The organism is bacterium (assembly GCA_030704665.1).
Taxonomy (GTDB): domain Bacteria; phylum Patescibacteriota; class Microgenomatia; order Woykebacterales; family RBG-16-39-9b; genus JAUYID01.
This window is the reverse complement of record JAUYID010000009.1, coordinates 240,852-258,358: the sequence shown is the minus strand read 5'-3', so window position 1 is coordinate 258,358 and position 17,507 is coordinate 240,852. Positions and strand designations below refer to the sequence as shown.

The following is a 17,507-nucleotide window of genomic DNA, read 5'->3' as shown; positions in this document are numbered from 1 at the left end:
TCATTTGAGCTAAAATTAAAAACAGCCTATGTCCGCTGCCCTTGATCGCCGCAATGCTGAGGAAACTCTAAATAAATTTCAGCTGCAACGTTTTCGCCGTCTCAGCAGTATCACCACCGTTGCAGCGGTAACCTATGCCATCCTTATCATCCAATTTACTCCACTTTTTCAAACCAACCGCTACTTTCTTGAGTTTTTTGCTCTTGCTGCTGGTATGGCCAATTTTTTGATTTATAAATTCTTGCCCACTTCTTTCTTCAAACCCAACATTTACTTTATTTTGAACTTGATCAATCTTACTTTTATCGGCTTTATTGTCCAAATCACCGGCGGTCTAGCTAGCCCCTTTGTTTTTTTCTACACCATCATCCTTCTTTCTTCCCTAGTTACTACCAACAAGATTCGTACTTTAATTATCTTTATTTTGATCCTCGAATTTCTTATCCTTCATTTTCTCACTGGAACAACTAAAGTGACGGTCTCTCCTGACAGTGTGACCAATTTTTTTCTGACTGCCTCTCAAGTGCTTCTCCTCGGGCTCTATGCTCTACTCCTAGTTTCCGACATCCATGATAGTGAAAAGAAAAACTTAGCGGTTGGTCAGCAGCTCAACGAACGCTTGATTGAGAGCGACTTAGTTGGGTTTCTCAATCAAGAAACCCTGGCCCGTAAACCCCTTTCTGAGACTCTGACTAAAGTCCTAGAACGCGTGGCCAAAGAATTCAACGCTCATCTAGGTTTGATAATTTTAAGGACAGATCAGGACCAGGGTTGGCGTACTATCTCAGCCCACAACCTTCTCCAAACTCGGGCTGAAAATCTAAACCCCGAAAACATACGTACTGATCTCACAAGTTGGATAGAGAAAAATAAAAAAACTTTTCGGGCGGATGAAGAGTTCGTGAAAAAACACCTTCCCCATCTTGGGGGCCTCTCTCTGTCTTCTTTGTTGATTTCCCCTTTGATCTATCAGGACAGACTTCTCGGTCTTTTGGCGCTGGGACACCACCACATCAAGTTTAGCCAGGAAGAAAGCGATTTTTTGGAAAACCTTTCTGATCAGTTTGCCGCTTCTATCGCCAACGCCTTAGCTCTAGAAGCTCAAGACAAACTCTTTTCGGAAAACGAAAAGCTTGTCCAAGAAGCCCAAAGCAAGACGGAGAGGCTCGAAAAACTGCTCGAAATCAAAGGTATTGAGTCTTGAAGAGAGCAAGTTTTGGGCTTATCTTTACCTAATTCTCAACTTGTGATAGAATCGCGGCAGCAAAATGTTCAAAAATGTTTTTAACTTTTTTTTCGAAGTCCGCAGTGAACTTGCCAAAGTAAACTGGCCTACTCGGGGACAAACTATTCGCATGACCGCAGTGGTAGTCGTAGTAACTGTAGTCATGGGAGCCTTCATCGGTGCCCTGGACTTTCTGTTTACGAAATTATTTGGTATCCTTATTCAAGGTTAGTTATCTCGATCAAGACGTTGTTTGCTGAGAAACTAAAGATTTATAGTCAGGTCGATGTGTTTTAAAACTAAGAATTATAGAATTTAGGGTTTTTAAATTATGGCAAAGAAAAAAGCAGTTCAAGACGATCAGCTCCAAACTCAGGACAAGGTTGAGGAGATTAAAGCTCTCGAGGAAACAACTGAGGCAGCTGAAGAAAAAAAAGCTGAAAAGGAAGTCAAAGTGCCTTTTGGCACTCATTGGTACGTCATTCACACCTATTCAGGCCACGAAAACAAGGTCGCCGCAACCCTAAAGCAAAAAATTAAGGCTACTGGTATGGCAGAGAAAATCTTTGACATCATGGTTCCAACTCAGGAAAAAATCGAAGTTCGCGAAGGAAAAAAAGTTACTCTCCAAGAAAAGATTTTCCCTGGCTATATCCTAGTACGAATGAAACTTGATGATGAGAGTTGGCATACCGTCCGCTCTACCCCAGGAGTCACTGGTTTCGTTGGAACGGGTAACAAACCTACTCCACTAGCCGAAAGCGAAGTCACGACCATCAAGAAATTCTCTGAGTTTGAAGCTCCGACTTACAAAGCTTCTTTCACTCTTGGCGAAGCAGTCAGAATCGTTGATGGTCCTTTCAGTGAATTTTTAGGAACTGTAGATGAGATTAACGAAGAAAAAGGTAAGGTCAAAGTTTTGGTGTCAATCTTCGGCCGGGAAACCCCAGTTGAGCTAGACTTCCTACAAGTAGCGAAACTTTAGTCCTATTTAGCTAGGTGTTGCCAAGCTTGGTTTCATCTGCTAAAATCCCCTCTCGCAATGTCATTCTGAGTGTAACGAAGAATCTCTGATCCTTAACGGTCCTACACTCGAGACTCTTCACTACGTTCAGAGTGACAGTAGAAGTGTTTTAGAATGGCGTTCAAAAAGTTAAACTGAGGGCTAAAAAATAGACGTAGACTACTTTTTTTGTCTTAAAATTTGTAGAGAGTAAAGATGGCTAAAAAGATTAAGACTTACATTAAACTAAATCTCCCCGCCGGAGAGGCTACCCCAGCCCCTCCAGTTGGTACGGCTCTGGGTCCTCACGGTCTTCCCTTGATGGACTTCGTCAAAGCCTTCAACGAAAAAACTGCTGAGCATAGGGGCGATATTGTTCCAGTGGTTATTAGTGTTTATGAAGACCGAACTTTTTCTTTTATCACCAAAAAATCGCCGGTGGCTGCTTCAATCAAAAAAACCCTGGGTCTAGAAAAAGGCTCCGGTGTTCCCCAACGCGATAAAGTTGGCAAGCTTACTCAAGCCCAGGTGCGAGAAATTGCCGAGAACAAAATGGAAGATATGAATGCCAATACGGTTGAAGCGGCGATGAATATCGTCGCCGGAACTGCGCGCAGTATGGGGGTAGATGTAGAGAAGTGAGCTTTGGAATTAGGAGTTTGGAGTTAGGAATTTTCTAACTCATCACTCCGCACTCGCAACTCTTAACTCAAATCATGGGCCGACCAAAAGTTAAAACAATTGAAACTGCCATTGAAGAGGGAAAACTCAAAGACCTTGAGCCAAGACTCGAATTGTCCGAAGCAGGTGAAGAAGAAGTAAAAAAGGAAGTCAAACAGGCTCGGAAAAAGGTTGGCAAAGCCAAGGTTCGTAGCCAGCGTTATCAGAAGCTTTTAGAGGGTCTCGACAAAATCAACAAGTACCCAGTTGAAGAAGCTATTTCCCTTTTGAAAAAAACCTCGGCGACAAAATTTGATTCTACTCTCGAAGCTCATATCAACTTGGGGACCGACTCAACCAAATCGGATCAGCAAATTCGCCGTGCTATCAACCTTCCTCATGGTTTGGGAAAGAAAATCTCTGTTCTTGTTTTTGCCGATGAAAAGGACGAGCCCGAAATCAAAAAAGCCGGTGCCCAGCTCGGAACTGAGAAAAGTCTAGACGAAATTGCCAAAGGTAAAATTAACTTTGACAAAGTCGTGGCTATACCCTCTTGGATGCCGAAACTAGCGAAAGTGGCCAAGGTCCTAGGACCAAAAGGGCTGATGCCCAACCCTAAGACTGGTACTGTCTCCGACGATCCACTGACAGTTGTTGAAAAACTCTCGGCCGGAATGAGCGAAATCAAAACAGAAAAATCTCCTATCGTTCATACTGTTTTTGGCAAAGCTAGTTTTGATGAGAAAAAACTCAAAGAAAATCTTGAAAGTTTGATCAAGGAAATACACTCTTCTCGGCCAGCCAATTTCAAAAAGGAACTGATCAAATCCGTTTACCTTACCTCTTCCATGGGTCCAAGCCTCAAACTGGACCTTACCTCGACTAAATAGTACAAACCCCTTTATTTTTAGCGATTAATAATTGATCGGCAGAGTTTACTTTCCCATCCCCATTCAAATCCCAGATTAAATCCTCGCCTTGTTCTCCAAAATGTCCTGCCAGCAAATCCAGGTCTTTTTTATCGACTAGACCATCGTAGTTTAGATCAAAACAGGAATTTTCAAAAAGATAAACTTGATTAAAACCAGCACTTAGATCAGTAAAAACCACTTTATAGCCAAAGGGTATTGGTGCTAGTTGGTTTGCAAAGTGCGATGATAATCTACGTTTTTTTCCAGTTTCAAGGTTGTATTGGAAGATATCTAGATTACGGATTAGCGTCTCTCCTCCAGACTCAATAATTCCATAAGAAACTGAATCTTCCCTCGTTCCGTCACCGCCAGACCAAACAATCCTATCTCGCCAAACTTTCGGTAAGCGTTCATTCACTGAAGTGTTCGTTATCTGCACTTGGCTTTTTTTCTTTAAATTATAAAGAAATACTTGTTTTCTGCCTTTCACTTCACCCTCATAAACTATATAGTCATTCCAAATGTCCGGTATTGAGTAATTTAAATCATCGGAGGTAATTCTAGTCTCCTTGTTTTTTTCTAAATCAAAGAGATAGATATCCCCCTTGCCATGGCGACGGTCTTCCCAGACAACCAGGTTTTTATAAATTTTTGGATAGAATTGAGGCCAATTTTCACCTCTTGGGAAACTGGTCAGGCTTCGGGTAGCTTGGGTCGACAAATCATACAGCGTGGTATTGGCTTGCCCACTAGCATAATCAGTGTAAACAACTTTGTCCCCGTAAATACTTGGGTGGGCTTGATACGAGTAACGAGAAAAGGGACTCTCTAAAGGAACCGTGTCTGTCAGTTGTTTCTCAGTATTAGTCGCCAGATCAAAGAGATAAATATCTGGATTACTTTCACCTCCACGATTATCCTGCCAAACAATTTTGTTCTGATAAATGTCAGGAAAGGACTGCACAACATAAGGCTGATTGGTAACGCGACGCTTAGATTTAGTCAAAGTATCGTAAAGCCAAACATTTGCTTCTGGTCCTGGACCTTTGTAATCAGTCCAAACTATCTTCGTTCCCCAGATATTTGGGCCATAATGGTAGGCGCCACTATCTGTTGCTATAGCGGTAATACCAGTTTCCCAACCAGTTTCTGCCGGTACAGACAAACTCCGAGCCCTCAAAACGGCTAAAATTACTAAAGGTAATGTGGTAGTGAGAACAATCACAGCAAGTAAAGAAACTAGTTGTTCTTTGCTTTGAAAGTTCAGTTTGGGTAGTTTGAAGTTCATTAGTAGTGGTTAAATTATCTTTCCGATCAGAATAACTGTCAACCTCCTTGCCAACCCGACCTTTCCACACTTTCTTAATGTTTTCACTCTGAGTTGATTTGTAAACTGACTAGGTAAGTGGAGTTCTCCGCGGGCGGGTTTGTCTGTTGAGAACGCCCGCGGAGCACCTCGCTTTCACTCGATCACTTCCCCAACTTGACCACACTTGTCCTCAACTGAGTGGGCGACACTGAGGATATTTCCACTCTCCGGAACAGTTAGAACAGTTCCATCGTGGAGCCACAGCTTGGCGCTACCGTCATGAAAGGAGCCGACACCTTCGACCTTACAGTCTTGAATGAGTCGGACTGCCTCTCCCCAGGAAATACTGCCTCCCGCAGCGAACGAATGCGTGCGAGAAGGCTCTGGGGTTGTCGTTGACTTAGCGTCAGCCGAGCACGACCAAGCGAAGAAAGCGAGGGTGAAAACAGCCGCTAGCTTCATTTTCTCCTCCTTGCGCTAGCTGAATTAAAGAGATTATAGCAAAATTAGGATAAAAAGTCAAACTATAGGATATGAATCTTTAGCTGCATGTTTGACCGTAGTTTTGGGCTAGTTTTAGCTGATCAGCGGAATTCACTACTCCATCGAGAGTCAGGTCGTAAGCTGAAATACCCTTCTCACCAATGTGCTTTGATAGAAGCAACTGATCAGCAGAATCAATTTTTTTACTACCATCTAAGTCTAAGCATTCTTTGGCTTTGAAAAAATTGAACCTGAGAATAGCGCGATCTTTAAGTTCCGAGTAGTCTATTCTGATTGTATGTATCCCCTCTGACATTTTTAAAGCCGTTTGGGCGATTGCATTCACATTGTGTGGATCACCCATCGGACCGACTATTACCATCAACGGTTCATTTGACCAGTCCAGATAGACCCTAGTTATTCCGGCTGCCTTGAGGGTAAAGCGGTAAATTTCAGCCTCGAATTTCGCTGTCCATATATAACGTGCAGAAAAGTTGTCTGGGTCCAGACTTGGATCTGGACTGCCTGTTTGCCAATTGAAGTCAATCTTGTCTTCCTTTCGCGAAAATGCATACTGGGTGCTCAGCGGTAATACGCTTTTGTAATAATCACCGACTATCCCAATCCCAGGCGTATCTATACCAGCCGGCTGCCCACAAGAATTCATCGTCACTTCCTGAAAAGCTGAGGAGATCCAACTACCACCTACAATCTTAGTATTGACCCTCCAGAAAATTCTAGTGTTGGGCAGAAATGTAGTTGGGTTGGTGAAGCTGGTTTGAGTCAGACTAACTCCGTTGGAAATTGGGCTACTAGTCCCCAAACGCACTTCCAGATTCTGATTTTCAAAAACAGCTCCGGAGGGTCTCCCCCAAGCAAAGGTTGGTTTAGTCAAAGTATTTTCGCTCAAACACACTGAAGTAACCGCACCTAGTGGCGCAACGGTTGGGCTGGAAGTAACAGTGTTGTTCTGATAAGTATTCGAGCTAGAAGAGCAGGTCGGTATACAAACTACTCTCTTGTAAGAAACACCTGCCTTCACCCCAGTCAAAAGCGCTTGGTTGGAAGAATTATTGTTGGAGAGAGTTGTACTGACACACTCTGAACCGGCGGCAGAACAACTACTGAAACTACTTGGATAGGCAACTGCCGTGTAATCCCACGTCCAAGAGCCACTGAAACTTCCATCAGCACCTGCCCTACCAATCAAGGCATCCTTCAGAACCGGACCAGAAGTACTATTTGCCCTCACCGCCCAAACCAGAGGCTCATTTCCATTGAAATTCAGCACCCCAATCGTGCACGAATTTCCTGATGAAGTACAAGTTTTGCTGTAGGTCTGTGAACTACCTAGGCTAGCAATGTTCTGTACGGTATGGACTCCTCCATTGAAGTCTCCCACCTTGACCACTGCCTTAAAGTCCGTACTGATTGGTAGACCTCGAAATGTAACTTTCGAGTCGCTACCAATGGCATCTGTTGTGATTAAATCAGTACATCCTGAGACAGTGTTGTAATCCCCTCCCCCACAGGCAGGATTGGAGTTGCTTGTTTTCTGCAGATGAACTCTGTAGGTCACTCTTGGCCAAGAAATGTTGGTCGTACAGGTGCCTGAAGAACAAGAAGGTACATCGCTCTCACCGATCCATTCCTTACTACCACCCGTGGTGACAATATAAACCCTATATTTGTATCTAAAACCAGCTACAGTGGGAACATTGACGCTGTTTCCGGCAGTTGTAAATCTTGGGCAAGCACCGGAGCTGATGTCAAAAGAAGCTCTTGGCCAGCTACCACAATCGTTCCACTGGTTGTAACTATTGGCACAGAAAGAACCGTAGGTACATTTCAGGTCAAATTGGTAGTAAATATCAGCGTAATCAACGTCTTTCTTTTGCCCTGCCGCATGCAAATACCCGGTCGGCTTGTTCCAATCGGCCTGTGTATTAGTTAGTATATCTACTCCTTCAGGTTGCGTCTCTGCCAAAACAACGGATACAGTTACGGCAGTGGAAGATACTGAGAGCAGTCTGACCGTACTTCCCGTATACTTGTCAATAAAAGGTTCGCTACCGGTCAATGCTGAACCAAATGGTTCGCCGTAAACTCCCTTACCCATTCGATCATTTGCATCCAACAACAAACTAGTTGGCCCCAATGAACTCTTTTCATGAAAAAGAATTCCGTCGGAAAGATTTCCTCTGCCCAAGCGGGTGTCGGGCCGATACTCAACGTATAGATACTGACCATTTCCCCTCGGGATTTTTAGCGCTCGCGGGGTGCCTGTAAAAGACAGATCGTCCAGCGATAGGAGAGTATAAGTTCCTGAGCTAGTTATCTCTTTCATCCTTCCCTCACCCATCCAGCCAAGCATTTCGCGGTGCAAACTATTGTACCGCATTGAACTAATATTCCCCATAGTGTCTACCGGATCACTAGCCTCATAGGGTAGTATGCATTCTGGGCTAGGGGGTCTTGCCAACGCACAGCCAAAGAACCCAGCGTGCCCCAAGCCCAAGCCGTGCCCATACTCATGCTGAATAGCTATTGTTCCAAATGTTTGTTGGGACGAAAAATCAAGGAAGGAAGAAATATAGGCGAAAGAGATCGGGAAAGTACCTTCATCGGTTGGAGTGTCCATTTTGCCGCCGTAAACATAACCCACCCCACAAGAATCTGACATAGGAAGTAAAAGTATAACCCGGTCGTAATTCCGAAAATCAATTTTCGGGTCAAGATAGGTGCGCAGAAAGCTTTGATCCCAAGGATTCGGGCAACTGGGAGGACCCATGTAGCCACCGTCCAAGACTCCACCACTCACTGCTGCCTGACCGAAAGAAGTGTTATATATAAAGTTTCCCAGCCTAGAAAAAATAACACCAACTCTATCCATGGTCAAAGAACTATCTACGACACCAAAATCTGAAGCAAAATGGCCTTTCACTAGCAACGTACGCTGTACGCCAAGAACGGGTGGGTTTCCTGGCTGTTTCACCACTTCAAAACCGCCAGTTATATCATTGGCGTGTTTGAATTTTTTGCTTCCATCCAAAAGCAAATTATTCTCCAGAAACGCCCCCTTTACCTTAATCACAGTTCGTGATTCGACAAAGTCATGAATACCGTTAGCGAAATGTATGGTAACTTTCTTTTTCTCCTTGGTATGAAGGATATACTCATAGGAGCTACCACTTTTTCCAGCAAAATCAACATGTCGTACTTCTAGGGAACCTTCAAATTCCCTTAACTCTTCTAAACTTCCAGCAGCAAGATTCTTGTACTTTTTAACCTCTGCGGATGAAAAAAGAGCTTGAATTGCTTTGTCAGGACAAGTCTGCATTGCTTTTACCAAATCCTTTTTTCTCAAGGACAAATCTTGTTTTATCTTCTCTTCACTGCGCAAAAGCCCGATCTTTCTTGATTCAGCTCTGATATTACTAGTTTCTGTCTGAAGCGCCTTTAGATAAATCTCAGCTTTGGCTTTATCGGGTTTTTCGCCAACTTTTTCTGAGCTAGGATTTGGGCAAACGAAAGAAGAGGCGGGAACTTGAGTCTGTCGGGCATTCAAGGACAAAAAGACTGTTGCTGGAATAGCGACGAGAATAAAAAGGGTCGCGAAGAGACTTCCTAAATATTTTTTGCTTTTAAAATTTGAGAGCCGGTTAAGCTGTTCCATCAGGCAGGTACCCTAATTATCAAATAGACTCTCTTACTTTGTCAATTTCCTTGCTGCTCAAAGAGTTTGCGTCTATAATCAAATTTAGAGGCTAAAGCGGCCTTAACTTTGCTTTGGAAAAAATGAAATATTTACTGCTCAGCACAATTTTTGCAAGTATCTGCCTCTTCCTTCCTGGAAAAGCCCTGGCGGCTAGCTTTGAGACTGAACCGAAAGAATTTTCTCTCAAAACCAATGTCGCTACTAGCGTAGAAAACCAGCTCTTGCTCAGAAACCTCACTGCCCAAAGCAAATCTTTCACTCTCACTTGGCTTGGCTATCAACTGCCTAAAAACGAAACTCTGAATTCTACTCTCCTCACCAAACACAGCATTGATTTTGCCTCAGTCAACCCCAAAACAGTTTTGCTTGAACCTTTCGGAACCGACCTGGTAACCATTGAGCTGAGTCCACCAGATGAAATCCGTCCGGGTGACTACTATGGAGCTCTGCTCATCGGCAGCCTCAACGAAGCGAAGCAGGTCGATTTTACGATCAGAATCCTTGGCAGCGTTGAAGAGAAGCTTTCAGTTTCAAAGGTTGAAGGTGATGAGAAGAAGATTACTGTTTCGGTAGCCAATCCAGGTACCCAAAGCACCAATTTTCAGCTTCTTTTGGAAATAAAAAAACTTTTCGGTCCCAGCAAAGAAGTTAAGTTGGAATCTCTCACTCTCAAAGCTGGGCAGGAAAAAACTTTTTCGCTGGCTCGTCCTAGTTTAAGTCCCGGTTTTTACCAGGCTTTTCCGACTCTGCTTTATGCCGACAAAAAACTACCCTCTACAGAACACGCCTCTTTTTGGGTACGGCCTTGGCTCTTTGGTCTAGCTGGTTTTGTAACCTTGATCTTTGTTCTTCTAGCTTTATTAAAACTGAGAGGAAAATGGTCAAAAAATTAGTTTTTCTTTACTTAATTTTTGGAGTCAGTCTTCTTTTTAGCCTGGTTAAGCCAGTGGCGGCTGCCAACGTCAACGTGACCTCAACCGTTCCGGAAACAACAATAACCTTTTCCGGCTATGCCTCAGCTTCCGCCACAGTCACGATCAAAGAATCTGGCACTACCGTAGGAACTACTACCGCTAATGGCAGCAGTCTCTTTAGTAAACAAATCACTACAAACCCCGGCAGTCACGACTTTACTCTACGACAGACTGATACTTCGGGCCGGACTACTCCGGACACAAGCCTCAGTGGGGTGACTGCCAGTGCCCATCTCAATACTGCTGTAGCCGATATTCACCTTGCTCCGACCATCGCCCTTTCCAAAAGCTCAATCAACAAAGGGGAAACGACGAAGATTCTCGGCCGGGGGGCAGCTGGCTCAACAATTCACGTTTTTCTGAATGGAACCCAAAAGTTTAGTGGAACCGTCGCCTCCGGAAGCGACTGGCAGTTTAACCTCAGCTCTGGCTACAGCGTCGGGAGCAACACAATCTATGCTTATTTAACCCGCTCTGGTTTGAGTGACTCAGTCAACAGCTCAACCAAAACCCTAACCGTAACCAGTTGCAAACGCAGCGATTTAAACTGTGACAGCCACGTCAATTTGACTGATTTTTCGATTCTGCTTTATTACTGGAATACGAGCAACGCCGCGGCCGATACCAACGACGACGGTAAAGTGGGTCTAATCGACTTCAGCATCATGCTCTTTGATTGGACAGGATAAAAAAGATGTCAGATTTAAGATTTAAGATTAATAGGGAAGGAAAAACCGATTCTATTCGTCATTCGTCATTCGTCTTGCATCTCTTCAGTCTCTTTTCCAAATTGCTTTTCATCGTTCTGATTAACCTTCCAACTACAATCTTTCTTCTAGCTGCACCGGTACAAGCAGCAAGCGCCTCTCTTTTCCTTTCCCCTTCCTCGGGAACTCAAAACGTGGGTAATAAATTCAGTGTTTTGATTTACGTGTCCACAAGCCAAGCGTCAAATACTTATGACGTTTATTTAGGAGTAAGCAATCTGACGGTCACTGGCCTTTCTGTCGGTGGCTCAATCTGTATTCTCTACCCCAGCCCACCCAGCTACAGCCCTACCTCAGCACACTTTCAATGCGGGCTACCCACTCCTGGCTTTAAAGGTTCAGTTGGCTACATTGGCGCAATTACAGTCAAAGGAAACTCTCCGGGAATTGCGAAGGTCTTTGTTGGTTCAAATTCAAAAGTTTTGGCCAACGACGGAGCCGGAACCAATATCCTCGGAAGTCGAGGGACAGCCACCTTTACTATCCAACCACCCCCAACCGCCGCCCCACAAATCACTTCGAGCACCCACCCCAACCAAGATCGCTGGTACAAAGAAAAGACCGCCAAACTCTCTTGGAGTGGTTCAGGAACGCAGTTCAGCTATTCCCTCGACCACAAGTCATCAACCACCCCAGATCAAGTCTCAGAAGGCTCAGGCAAAGAGAAAACCTACGAGGGTCTGGCTGATGGGGTTTGGTATTTCCATGTCCGGGTCAAGGGTAGCAGTCAGTGGAGCGGAACTACTCATTACCGACTTCAGATTGACTCAACTCCACCAAGGGCCTTCAGTCCTGAAGCTGATCCAAAAAAAGACGCCGAGACCCGTCCGATCATTGCCTTCTCAACCACGGACGCTACTTCGGGAGTTGACCACTATGAACTTAGGCTTGATGCGGGAGACTGGATCAAGGTAAAAAACCCTTACAAAATTCCTTCGATCGCCTCCGGTGCCCACACTGTCTTTGTTAAAGCCCTCGACCAAGCGGGCAACGAAAGAACCGGCAGTGTTGATCTCAGTGTCAAAGATATTCCCGCCCCCAAAATTGAGCAGCCTGCGGGCGGTAGCATCATCCCCTACGCCAACAGTCTTTTCATCAAAGGGCACTCCTTCCCTGGTTATCAAGTTAAGATCTTTTTGGACGGGGTGGAGATTGCTAGTGTCAAAGCTGATAGCACCGGTCAGTTTGAATTTACTTACAAAGAACTGCTGCGCGCCGGCAAGCACGAGATTTACGCCCTGGCGACCAATCCGGACAATATCAACTCGCCAAAATCTGAAGTGATCAACTTTGAAATGGATCCAAGAGCCTACATTATCTTCGGCTTAACTATTCCAAGCTGGCTACTTTTGGTTTTGTTCATCGTTTTAATCTTGCTTTTGCTTTTAGTAACTTTCTTTATCCTTTTCCGCTTTGCCCTCTTCCGCCGCAAGCTCAAAGAACTTCTAGTCGAACTTGAAGAAAAGGTCGAAAAAGACTTAAGTGCCGAAAAGGTCAACAAAAAAACTCTCAGCAAAGTCGAAAAGGAGTTTGAAGAAGCTGAAGAAGAACTTGACTAAATTCAAAGCTATTTTAATAGTTTTCCCTGCCCTTGTTTCTTTCTTTGTTTCAACAAGTTCGGTCTCTGCTGCGCAGAACACCATCACTGCCAATGTTGCCGGGACAAGCGCGACCTTCTCTGGTTTTGCTGCTCCCAAAGCTTTGGTCACCATCAAGGAAGGTGGCTCGGTCATCGGAACAGTGCAGGCTAGCTCGGCTGGAACTTTCAGCAAAAAAATTGTCTCTGACCCCGGCCTTCATACCTTTTCTCTTTACCAAACCGACAGCGCGGGCCGGGCTACTCCCCTGACAACGATCAAAGATGTCAGTCTCGCCAACCATTTTGATACCCCGGTCAGCAATATCCATTTACCCCCGACGATCGCTCTTTCGCGTAGCAGTCTAACTAGTGGGGAGTCAGTCACGGTCAGCGGGCAGGGTGCGCCGGGCTCAACAGTCAACCTTTTTCTCAATGGCACGCGAGTTTATAACGCCAAGATTGGAGCTAGTGGTAAATGGCAGTTTGTCATCACTTCTGGCTACAAAATAGGCTCTAACTCAGTTTACGCCAACCTCAGCCGCGTTGGTCTTTCCGATAGTGTCAATAGTCAGGGACTCAGCTTTGAGGTCAAAAAGGCTTGTTCGGGCAGTGCTTGCCCATCAAGCGGTGGTGGTAGCACTAGCAGCCCGGAAGTAAATTTCAAGGCGGATATCAAAGTCAACCTAACGATTGATAAACAGATTTCCTTCCTCTTCTTACTTATTTTCGTCATTATTATCACCCTTTTGATCTTGCTCTTGGTGGTCTTCCTAGTTCTTGCTTTCGGCTTTCTCTCCCAAGGTAAAACTCGGCGCAACCGCTTCGAAGAAACTCTGGAAAATTTGGAGGCAAGACTGGAAACAGACGTTAGAAATAACCAACCTCTTGAGCGCCTCCGAGAGGATTTCCAAAAAGCGGAAGAAGAACTTTAATCTTGACAAATTTTTGTGCTTAACATATACTCGCCCACGTACCGAAGACAGCTAGTCCAGTCTCGCCTTGATTCGCTTCGCGAAGCAGGCGGACGAGATAAACCTAGCCGAGGCATCGTTTGAATTAAGAATTCAGAATGCAGAATTAGATCGCTTTGCGCTCTGCGTCGCAAGCGTCTTAAGAGTCTATCTTCAATCTTGCATCTTAAATCTTAGATCTAATGTACCTCGCTTCGGCGAGTTTTTTGTTTTTTTGACTGTCATCCTGAAGTGTTGGGCGAAGGATCTCTTTATTAAGTCATCCTGAACTTGTTTCAGAATCTAGGAGATTCTTCGGCTTTGCCTCAGAATGACAAATATCTATTATCTATGGAAAACGAAGAAAAGAAAAAATCCGCATCAAGAATAAAAAAAGAAGAGGAAGTTGCGAGCCTAGTTGAAAAAATGAACCAAGCTCAGGCTTTGCTTTTGACTGACTTTCGTGGTCTTTCGGTAGCTGGTGCGACCGAGCTCAAAGGCAAACTCAAGGCTGACAAGGCTGAGATGTTGGTTGCCAAAAACACCTTACTTTCAATTGCTGCCAAAAAAGCAGGCTACGAAGTCCCGGCGCAGGATCTGACCGGACCAACTGCAGCTATTTTTGCCTATGAAGATCAGGTCAGCCCAATCAAAGCTTTGGCAACTTTTATCAAAGGTACTGAGATTCCAAAAATAAAAATCGGCTTTTTGAACAAGGAAGCCTATTCCAAAGAAAAAATCATGGAACTAGCCAAACTTCCAAGCAAAGAAGTCCTGCTTGGGCAAGTGGTTGGGGGTATATCTTCCCCACTCTACGGTGTGGTTAGAGTACTGAACGCAAACCTTCGCAATCTTGTTTACACCTTGGATCAAATTGGAAAGAGTAAGGGCAGTACCAATGCTTAAAAATTTCTTGATTCTAAATTCTGAATTCATAATTCATGTGAAAGGGGGTGCTAACTAATGAACGACGATGAGAAAAAAGTAGAGGAAGCAGCTGCCGAAGCTACCGAAGCTGCTGACAAGGCTGAAGATGCTGCAGCTGAAGCTACCGAAGCTGCGCAGGAAGCAAAAGAGGCGGCTGAGGAAGTGAAAGAAGTTGTTGAAGAGACTAAAGAGGAAGTCAAAGAAGAGGTAAAAGAGGTAGCGGCCGAAGTTAAAGAGGAAACACCTAAAGAAGAGCCAAAGAAAGAAGCCAAACCAGTCAGTGCCAAGCTTGAAAAAATCATCAAGGACATCGAGACCATGACTGTTCTCGAACTAGCTGATTTAGTTAAAGCACTGGAGGAACGCTTTGGCGTCACCGCCGCTGCTCCGATGGCTGTCGCTGCAGCTCCTGCCGCTGGCGGAGCTGAGGCTGGCGAAGCCGCTGACGAAGGTCAGACCAGCTTCAACGTAGTTTTGGCGGATGCTGGTGCAAACAAAATCAGCGTCATCAAAGCAGTCCGTGAAATCGTCCCGACTCTGGGTCTAGCTGAAGCAAAAGCTTTGGTAGACAGCGCACCAAAACCAGTTCTTGAGGGAGCTGGGAAAGAAGCTGCCAACGAAGCTAAAGGTAAGCTGGAAGCAGCTGGAGCTAAAGTAGAACTTAAATAGGACTTTTTTGAGAGCTATATCAAAAAAGATCCTGCGTTCAGCGGAGCTGAACTAAACCTGTCATCCTGAGTGAAACGAAGGATCTCGAGATTCTTCGCTAATAGCTCAGAATGACAACAGAAGACCCCGGGCAACCGGGGTTTTTTGTTGGGAAAGCCGAGGCTATAACAAGGATATTGAGGGTTACTATTATATAGGCCACAATTCGAGGCTGATAAACTTTACAGCAATATTTATATATTTTCTTCGGAAATAGAAAATTAGGTTTAAAAAGGTGGTTTGGCGAGGAGGGGAAGCCTCTGACCTTGCGGTCGAAGTTCTCCTCACCAATGTTACTTGGCTCGTAGAAATTCCGGACGGTTAAGGATTCTGAAGATTTCTCCATCCGGGTAGAAGATCTTCACAGACTCAGCGTTGTTTCGAGCTAGCACCATGTTCTGCCAAGCTTCCTGCTGAGCTGAGTTGTGATCGACTTCTCTCGCGTAGGCAACGTCGCTCCGAACTTGCGGCGCTATCAGCTTTCCTTTCTTGTCGTAGAGTTCAAAAGTCCACTTTGGGTAGATGAGATACTGGTTGGAAACCACATCCCATCCAGCAAACATCACCCGACCGTGAAACTCGGCTGCCAATTTGGTGTGGACCTCTTCCAAGAGCTCGACGATGTGCGGGTTCCTGTGGAACCTATCGGCCTTGAAAAAGGTGACAAAGCCGACCCAGGTCTGGCAACCTCGTTTCCAGCCAAGCCGGTCAAATTCCGAGAAAGCCCGGTAGGCCACGTGGTAGTACTCTTTCTTAAGAAAGGGCTCAGCAGCGCGGAATTTTTCTCCTTTTCTTATCTTGTCATTGGAGGACTCAATTCTCCACCAGATAAACGCTGTCAGGAGAATCCCAAAAGCGAGGCCACTGAAAAGGCCTATGTTGAGCCCATCTGCCCAGTCCATGATTCTCTCCTTGCCCCAGCGGTCTTTGTCGCCCCCACGCCTTTGAGAGTGCTCTTCCCAAGCCTCTCGTTGTTTGGGAGAACGAACGCGTGTGCTGGATAGCTTAAGTATTTTACTTTACTTGTAAAGAAATTTGTTTGTTTTAACTAAATTTGGGGTCTAAAAATGGGAGTGCCGGGGTGCCTTTAGAGGAAACTGGTTCCAATAGGCACCCCGGCGGTCTTGACGTGCGGGGAGGGATTTCCGTTACTTGGTTGGAGTGGCTGTGGGAACATTCACTCCAGGTGTTGGGCTCGGCTCAGCGGCACTGGTCGGTGTCGGTAATGGGTTCGGACCTTTGCCTGGAAGGTAAAAGACCAAACCACTCTGAACTCCAAGGTCATCGACTTTGTGGATGTCGTAGAGCTCTCCGAGACTCGGAAGGGCCGAAGGTCCATAGTCGTAGTCCGTGTAGTTCAGGACTTGGTCAGTGTCGACACAGGCTACCGGATCCTCAGGAGTGAAATCACTCTTCAAGAGAGTGACGCACACCTGAAATCCATCGGACCAGTTGACCAAACCGAGCCGGTTGCGATCGAGCCGTACGATCAAGTCACGCTGCGGGTCCTTCGTACCGTCGGCGCTAACCTCACGGTGAGCGAACCAACCGGCAGCGAACATACCACCCAGAATGACCACCGCAATGACTAGGGTCAGGATTGCCTTCGGTACCCAACTGGGCACCTCTGGTCCCTGATCCAATGAGATTGGCGTGTGATCGCCCATAGCTGTCCCTCCTACTACTCCCCGCAAGCAAGAATTTAGCCACAAAACACAAAAAATGCAGCCAAATTGCTGCGTGCGAAAAGGATATTTATGATAGCACAAATGAAGCTAAAAGTCAACTACTATGGGACTTTGAGAGGGTTTGAGTCTAAAAGGCCCACCGCTGTAAAGTACTTTTTCTGATACACTAGTATATGTTACCGCCAGTATCTGATTTGCCACTTGACATCTTAATTTTTAGTCTGATATCTTTTATAGGCATTTTGTTTATTTAAAGTAGGTCTATGCATACTAAGTTTAGTATTTGAGGGTCTTAGTCGGAACGACTTGAACCTTGCTCAGAAAGGATATTAGGATAAATTTATGTCTTTAGGTGATGATCTTCCAGAACTTTTGACTGTAAAAGAAGTGGCTAACTTTTTGAGAGTCTCCCCGCTGACTATCAAGCGCTGGGGAAAAAGAGGTAAGCTTCCCGCGATTAGAATCAATGCCCGTGGGGACCGACGTTATAAGAAAGACGCGGTTTTGTGGTTGCTCGGAGAGATGAAGCGCGAGACCGTTTAATTGGCCTTTCCCACTTTTTCATTTCTCACTTCGTCCGAAAAGTAAGAAATATTGGATCTTTC

17 protein-coding genes are annotated in these 17,507 nt (G+C 45.2%); 12 read left to right on the top strand and 5 right to left on the bottom strand.

Annotated elements, in window-relative coordinates; translation table 11 throughout:
* Positions 1 to 28: 28 nt before the first annotated feature.
* The 5 genes from Q8P13_01440 to rplA all read left to right on the top strand — a co-directional run bounded on the left by Q8P13_01440 (position 29) and on the right by rplA (position 3,778).
* Positions 29 to 1,204, top strand: coding sequence for a GAF domain-containing protein (locus Q8P13_01440; protein MDP2671107.1), 1,176 nt, complete (start codon positions 29 to 31; stop codon positions 1,202 to 1,204).
* Positions 1,205 to 1,268: 64 nt separating this feature from the next.
* Positions 1,269 to 1,457: a preprotein translocase subunit SecE gene (secE, locus tag Q8P13_01435; protein MDP2671106.1), complete on the top strand. Its 189-nt coding sequence runs from the start codon at positions 1,269 to 1,271 to the stop codon at positions 1,455 to 1,457.
* A gap of 99 nt (positions 1,458 to 1,556) precedes the next feature.
* A complete protein-coding gene (gene nusG / locus Q8P13_01430; GenBank protein MDP2671105.1) occupies positions 1,557 to 2,210 on the top strand; it encodes a transcription termination/antitermination protein NusG in 654 nt (217 codons plus the stop codon).
* 234 nt (positions 2,211 to 2,444) lie between these two features.
* Positions 2,445 to 2,870 carry a 50S ribosomal protein L11 gene (gene rplK / locus Q8P13_01425; GenBank protein ID MDP2671104.1) on the top strand — a complete coding sequence of 142 codons (426 nt, stop codon included), beginning with the start codon at positions 2,445 to 2,447 and terminating at the stop codon, positions 2,868 to 2,870.
* A gap of 74 nt (positions 2,871 to 2,944) precedes the next feature.
* Positions 2,945 to 3,778 carry a 50S ribosomal protein L1 gene (gene rplA / locus Q8P13_01420; GenBank protein MDP2671103.1) on the top strand — a complete coding sequence of 278 codons (834 nt, stop codon included), beginning with the start codon at positions 2,945 to 2,947 and terminating at the stop codon, positions 3,776 to 3,778.
* Here rplA and Q8P13_01415 read toward each other — a convergent pair.
* The 3 genes from Q8P13_01415 to Q8P13_01405 all read right to left on the bottom strand — a co-directional run bounded on the left by Q8P13_01415 (position 3,771) and on the right by Q8P13_01405 (position 9,267).
* The gene (locus Q8P13_01415) at positions 3,771 to 5,087 is read right to left on the bottom strand and encodes a hypothetical protein (GenBank protein ID MDP2671102.1); all 1,317 of its coding nucleotides are present in this window, start codon (positions 5,085 to 5,087) and stop codon (positions 3,771 to 3,773) included. The two genes, rplA and Q8P13_01415, sit on opposite strands and share 8 nt — an antisense overlap.
* Before the next feature lie 174 nt (positions 5,088 to 5,261).
* Positions 5,262 to 5,570 (bottom strand): hypothetical protein, encoded by a 309-nt coding sequence (locus tag Q8P13_01410; protein ID MDP2671101.1) that lies wholly within the window; start codon positions 5,568 to 5,570, stop codon positions 5,262 to 5,264.
* 79 nt (positions 5,571 to 5,649) lie between these two features.
* A complete protein-coding gene (locus tag Q8P13_01405; protein ID MDP2671100.1) occupies positions 5,650 to 9,267 on the bottom strand; it encodes a hypothetical protein in 3,618 nt (1,205 codons plus the stop codon).
* A 122-nt stretch (positions 9,268 to 9,389) separates the two neighbouring features.
* Between Q8P13_01405 and Q8P13_01400 the strand changes: the two genes are divergently transcribed.
* From Q8P13_01400 to rplL, 6 genes are all read left to right on the top strand, one after another.
* Complete coding sequence (locus tag Q8P13_01400; GenBank protein ID MDP2671099.1) at positions 9,390 to 10,202, top strand: hypothetical protein; 813 nt, start codon at positions 9,390 to 9,392, stop codon at positions 10,200 to 10,202.
* A complete protein-coding gene (locus Q8P13_01395) occupies positions 10,187 to 10,972 on the top strand; it encodes a hypothetical protein (GenBank protein ID MDP2671098.1) in 786 nt (261 codons plus the stop codon). Before Q8P13_01400 ends, Q8P13_01395 begins: the two co-directional genes overlap by 16 nt.
* Before the next feature lie 5 nt (positions 10,973 to 10,977).
* Positions 10,978 to 12,609 carry a hypothetical protein gene (locus Q8P13_01390; GenBank protein MDP2671097.1) on the top strand — a complete coding sequence of 544 codons (1,632 nt, stop codon included), beginning with the start codon at positions 10,978 to 10,980 and terminating at the stop codon, positions 12,607 to 12,609.
* Positions 12,602 to 13,561 (top strand): hypothetical protein, encoded by a 960-nt coding sequence (locus tag Q8P13_01385; GenBank protein ID MDP2671096.1) that lies wholly within the window; start codon positions 12,602 to 12,604, stop codon positions 13,559 to 13,561. The genes Q8P13_01390 and Q8P13_01385 overlap by 8 nt, the downstream gene beginning before the upstream one ends.
* Positions 13,562 to 13,930: 369 nt before the next feature.
* Positions 13,931 to 14,485, top strand: coding sequence for a 50S ribosomal protein L10 (gene rplJ / locus Q8P13_01380; protein MDP2671095.1), 555 nt, complete (start codon positions 13,931 to 13,933; stop codon positions 14,483 to 14,485).
* 318 nt (positions 14,486 to 14,803) lie between these two features.
* Complete coding sequence (gene rplL / locus Q8P13_01375) at positions 14,804 to 15,175, top strand: 50S ribosomal protein L7/L12 (GenBank protein ID MDP2671094.1); 372 nt, start codon at positions 14,804 to 14,806, stop codon at positions 15,173 to 15,175.
* Between the two features lie 332 nt (positions 15,176 to 15,507).
* Here the strand turns inward: rplL and Q8P13_01370 are convergent, their stop codons facing one another.
* Positions 15,508 to 16,116, bottom strand: a complete 609-nt coding sequence (locus Q8P13_01370; GenBank protein MDP2671093.1) for a hypothetical protein — start codon at positions 16,114 to 16,116, stop codon at positions 15,508 to 15,510.
* A gap of 246 nt (positions 16,117 to 16,362) precedes the next feature.
* Positions 16,363 to 16,881, bottom strand: coding sequence for a hypothetical protein (locus Q8P13_01365; GenBank protein ID MDP2671092.1), 519 nt, complete (start codon positions 16,879 to 16,881; stop codon positions 16,363 to 16,365).
* A gap of 363 nt (positions 16,882 to 17,244) precedes the next feature.
* Between Q8P13_01365 and Q8P13_01360 the strand changes: the two genes are divergently transcribed.
* On the top strand, positions 17,245 to 17,445 hold the full coding sequence (locus Q8P13_01360; GenBank protein MDP2671091.1) for a helix-turn-helix domain-containing protein: 201 nt from the start codon (positions 17,245 to 17,247) through the stop codon (positions 17,443 to 17,445).
* The last annotated feature ends 62 nt before the right edge of the window (positions 17,446 to 17,507 follow it).

Excerpts from the sequence above, each read along its gene's own strand:
- Q8P13_01440 (MDP2671107.1), top strand. The coding sequence starts at position 29 with ATGTCCGCTGCCCTTGATCGCCGCAATGCTGAGGAAACTCTAAATAAA.
- secE (MDP2671106.1), top strand. The coding sequence starts at position 1,269 with ATGTTCAAAAATGTTTTTAACTTTTTTTTCGAAGTCCGCAGTGAACTT.
- nusG (MDP2671105.1), top strand. The coding sequence starts at position 1,557 with ATGGCAAAGAAAAAAGCAGTTCAAGACGATCAGCTCCAAACTCAGGAC.
- rplK (MDP2671104.1), top strand. The coding sequence starts at position 2,445 with ATGGCTAAAAAGATTAAGACTTACATTAAACTAAATCTCCCCGCCGGA.
- rplA (MDP2671103.1), top strand. The coding sequence starts at position 2,945 with ATGGGCCGACCAAAAGTTAAAACAATTGAAACTGCCATTGAAGAGGGA.
- Q8P13_01415 (MDP2671102.1), bottom strand. The coding sequence starts at position 5,087 with ATGAACTTCAAACTACCCAAACTGAACTTTCAAAGCAAAGAACAACTA.
- Q8P13_01410 (MDP2671101.1), bottom strand. The coding sequence starts at position 5,570 with ATGAAGCTAGCGGCTGTTTTCACCCTCGCTTTCTTCGCTTGGTCGTGC.
- Q8P13_01405 (MDP2671100.1), bottom strand. The coding sequence starts at position 9,267 with ATGGAACAGCTTAACCGGCTCTCAAATTTTAAAAGCAAAAAATATTTA.
- Q8P13_01400 (MDP2671099.1), top strand. The coding sequence starts at position 9,390 with ATGAAATATTTACTGCTCAGCACAATTTTTGCAAGTATCTGCCTCTTC.
- Q8P13_01395 (MDP2671098.1), top strand. The coding sequence starts at position 10,187 with ATGGTCAAAAAATTAGTTTTTCTTTACTTAATTTTTGGAGTCAGTCTT.
- Q8P13_01390 (MDP2671097.1), top strand. The coding sequence starts at position 10,978 with ATGTCAGATTTAAGATTTAAGATTAATAGGGAAGGAAAAACCGATTCT.
- rplJ (MDP2671095.1), top strand. The coding sequence starts at position 13,931 with ATGGAAAACGAAGAAAAGAAAAAATCCGCATCAAGAATAAAAAAAGAA.
- Q8P13_01370 (MDP2671093.1), bottom strand. The coding sequence starts at position 16,116 with ATGGACTGGGCAGATGGGCTCAACATAGGCCTTTTCAGTGGCCTCGCT.
- Q8P13_01365 (MDP2671092.1), bottom strand. The coding sequence starts at position 16,881 with ATGGGCGATCACACGCCAATCTCATTGGATCAGGGACCAGAGGTGCCC.
- Q8P13_01360 (MDP2671091.1), top strand. The coding sequence starts at position 17,245 with ATGTCTTTAGGTGATGATCTTCCAGAACTTTTGACTGTAAAAGAAGTG.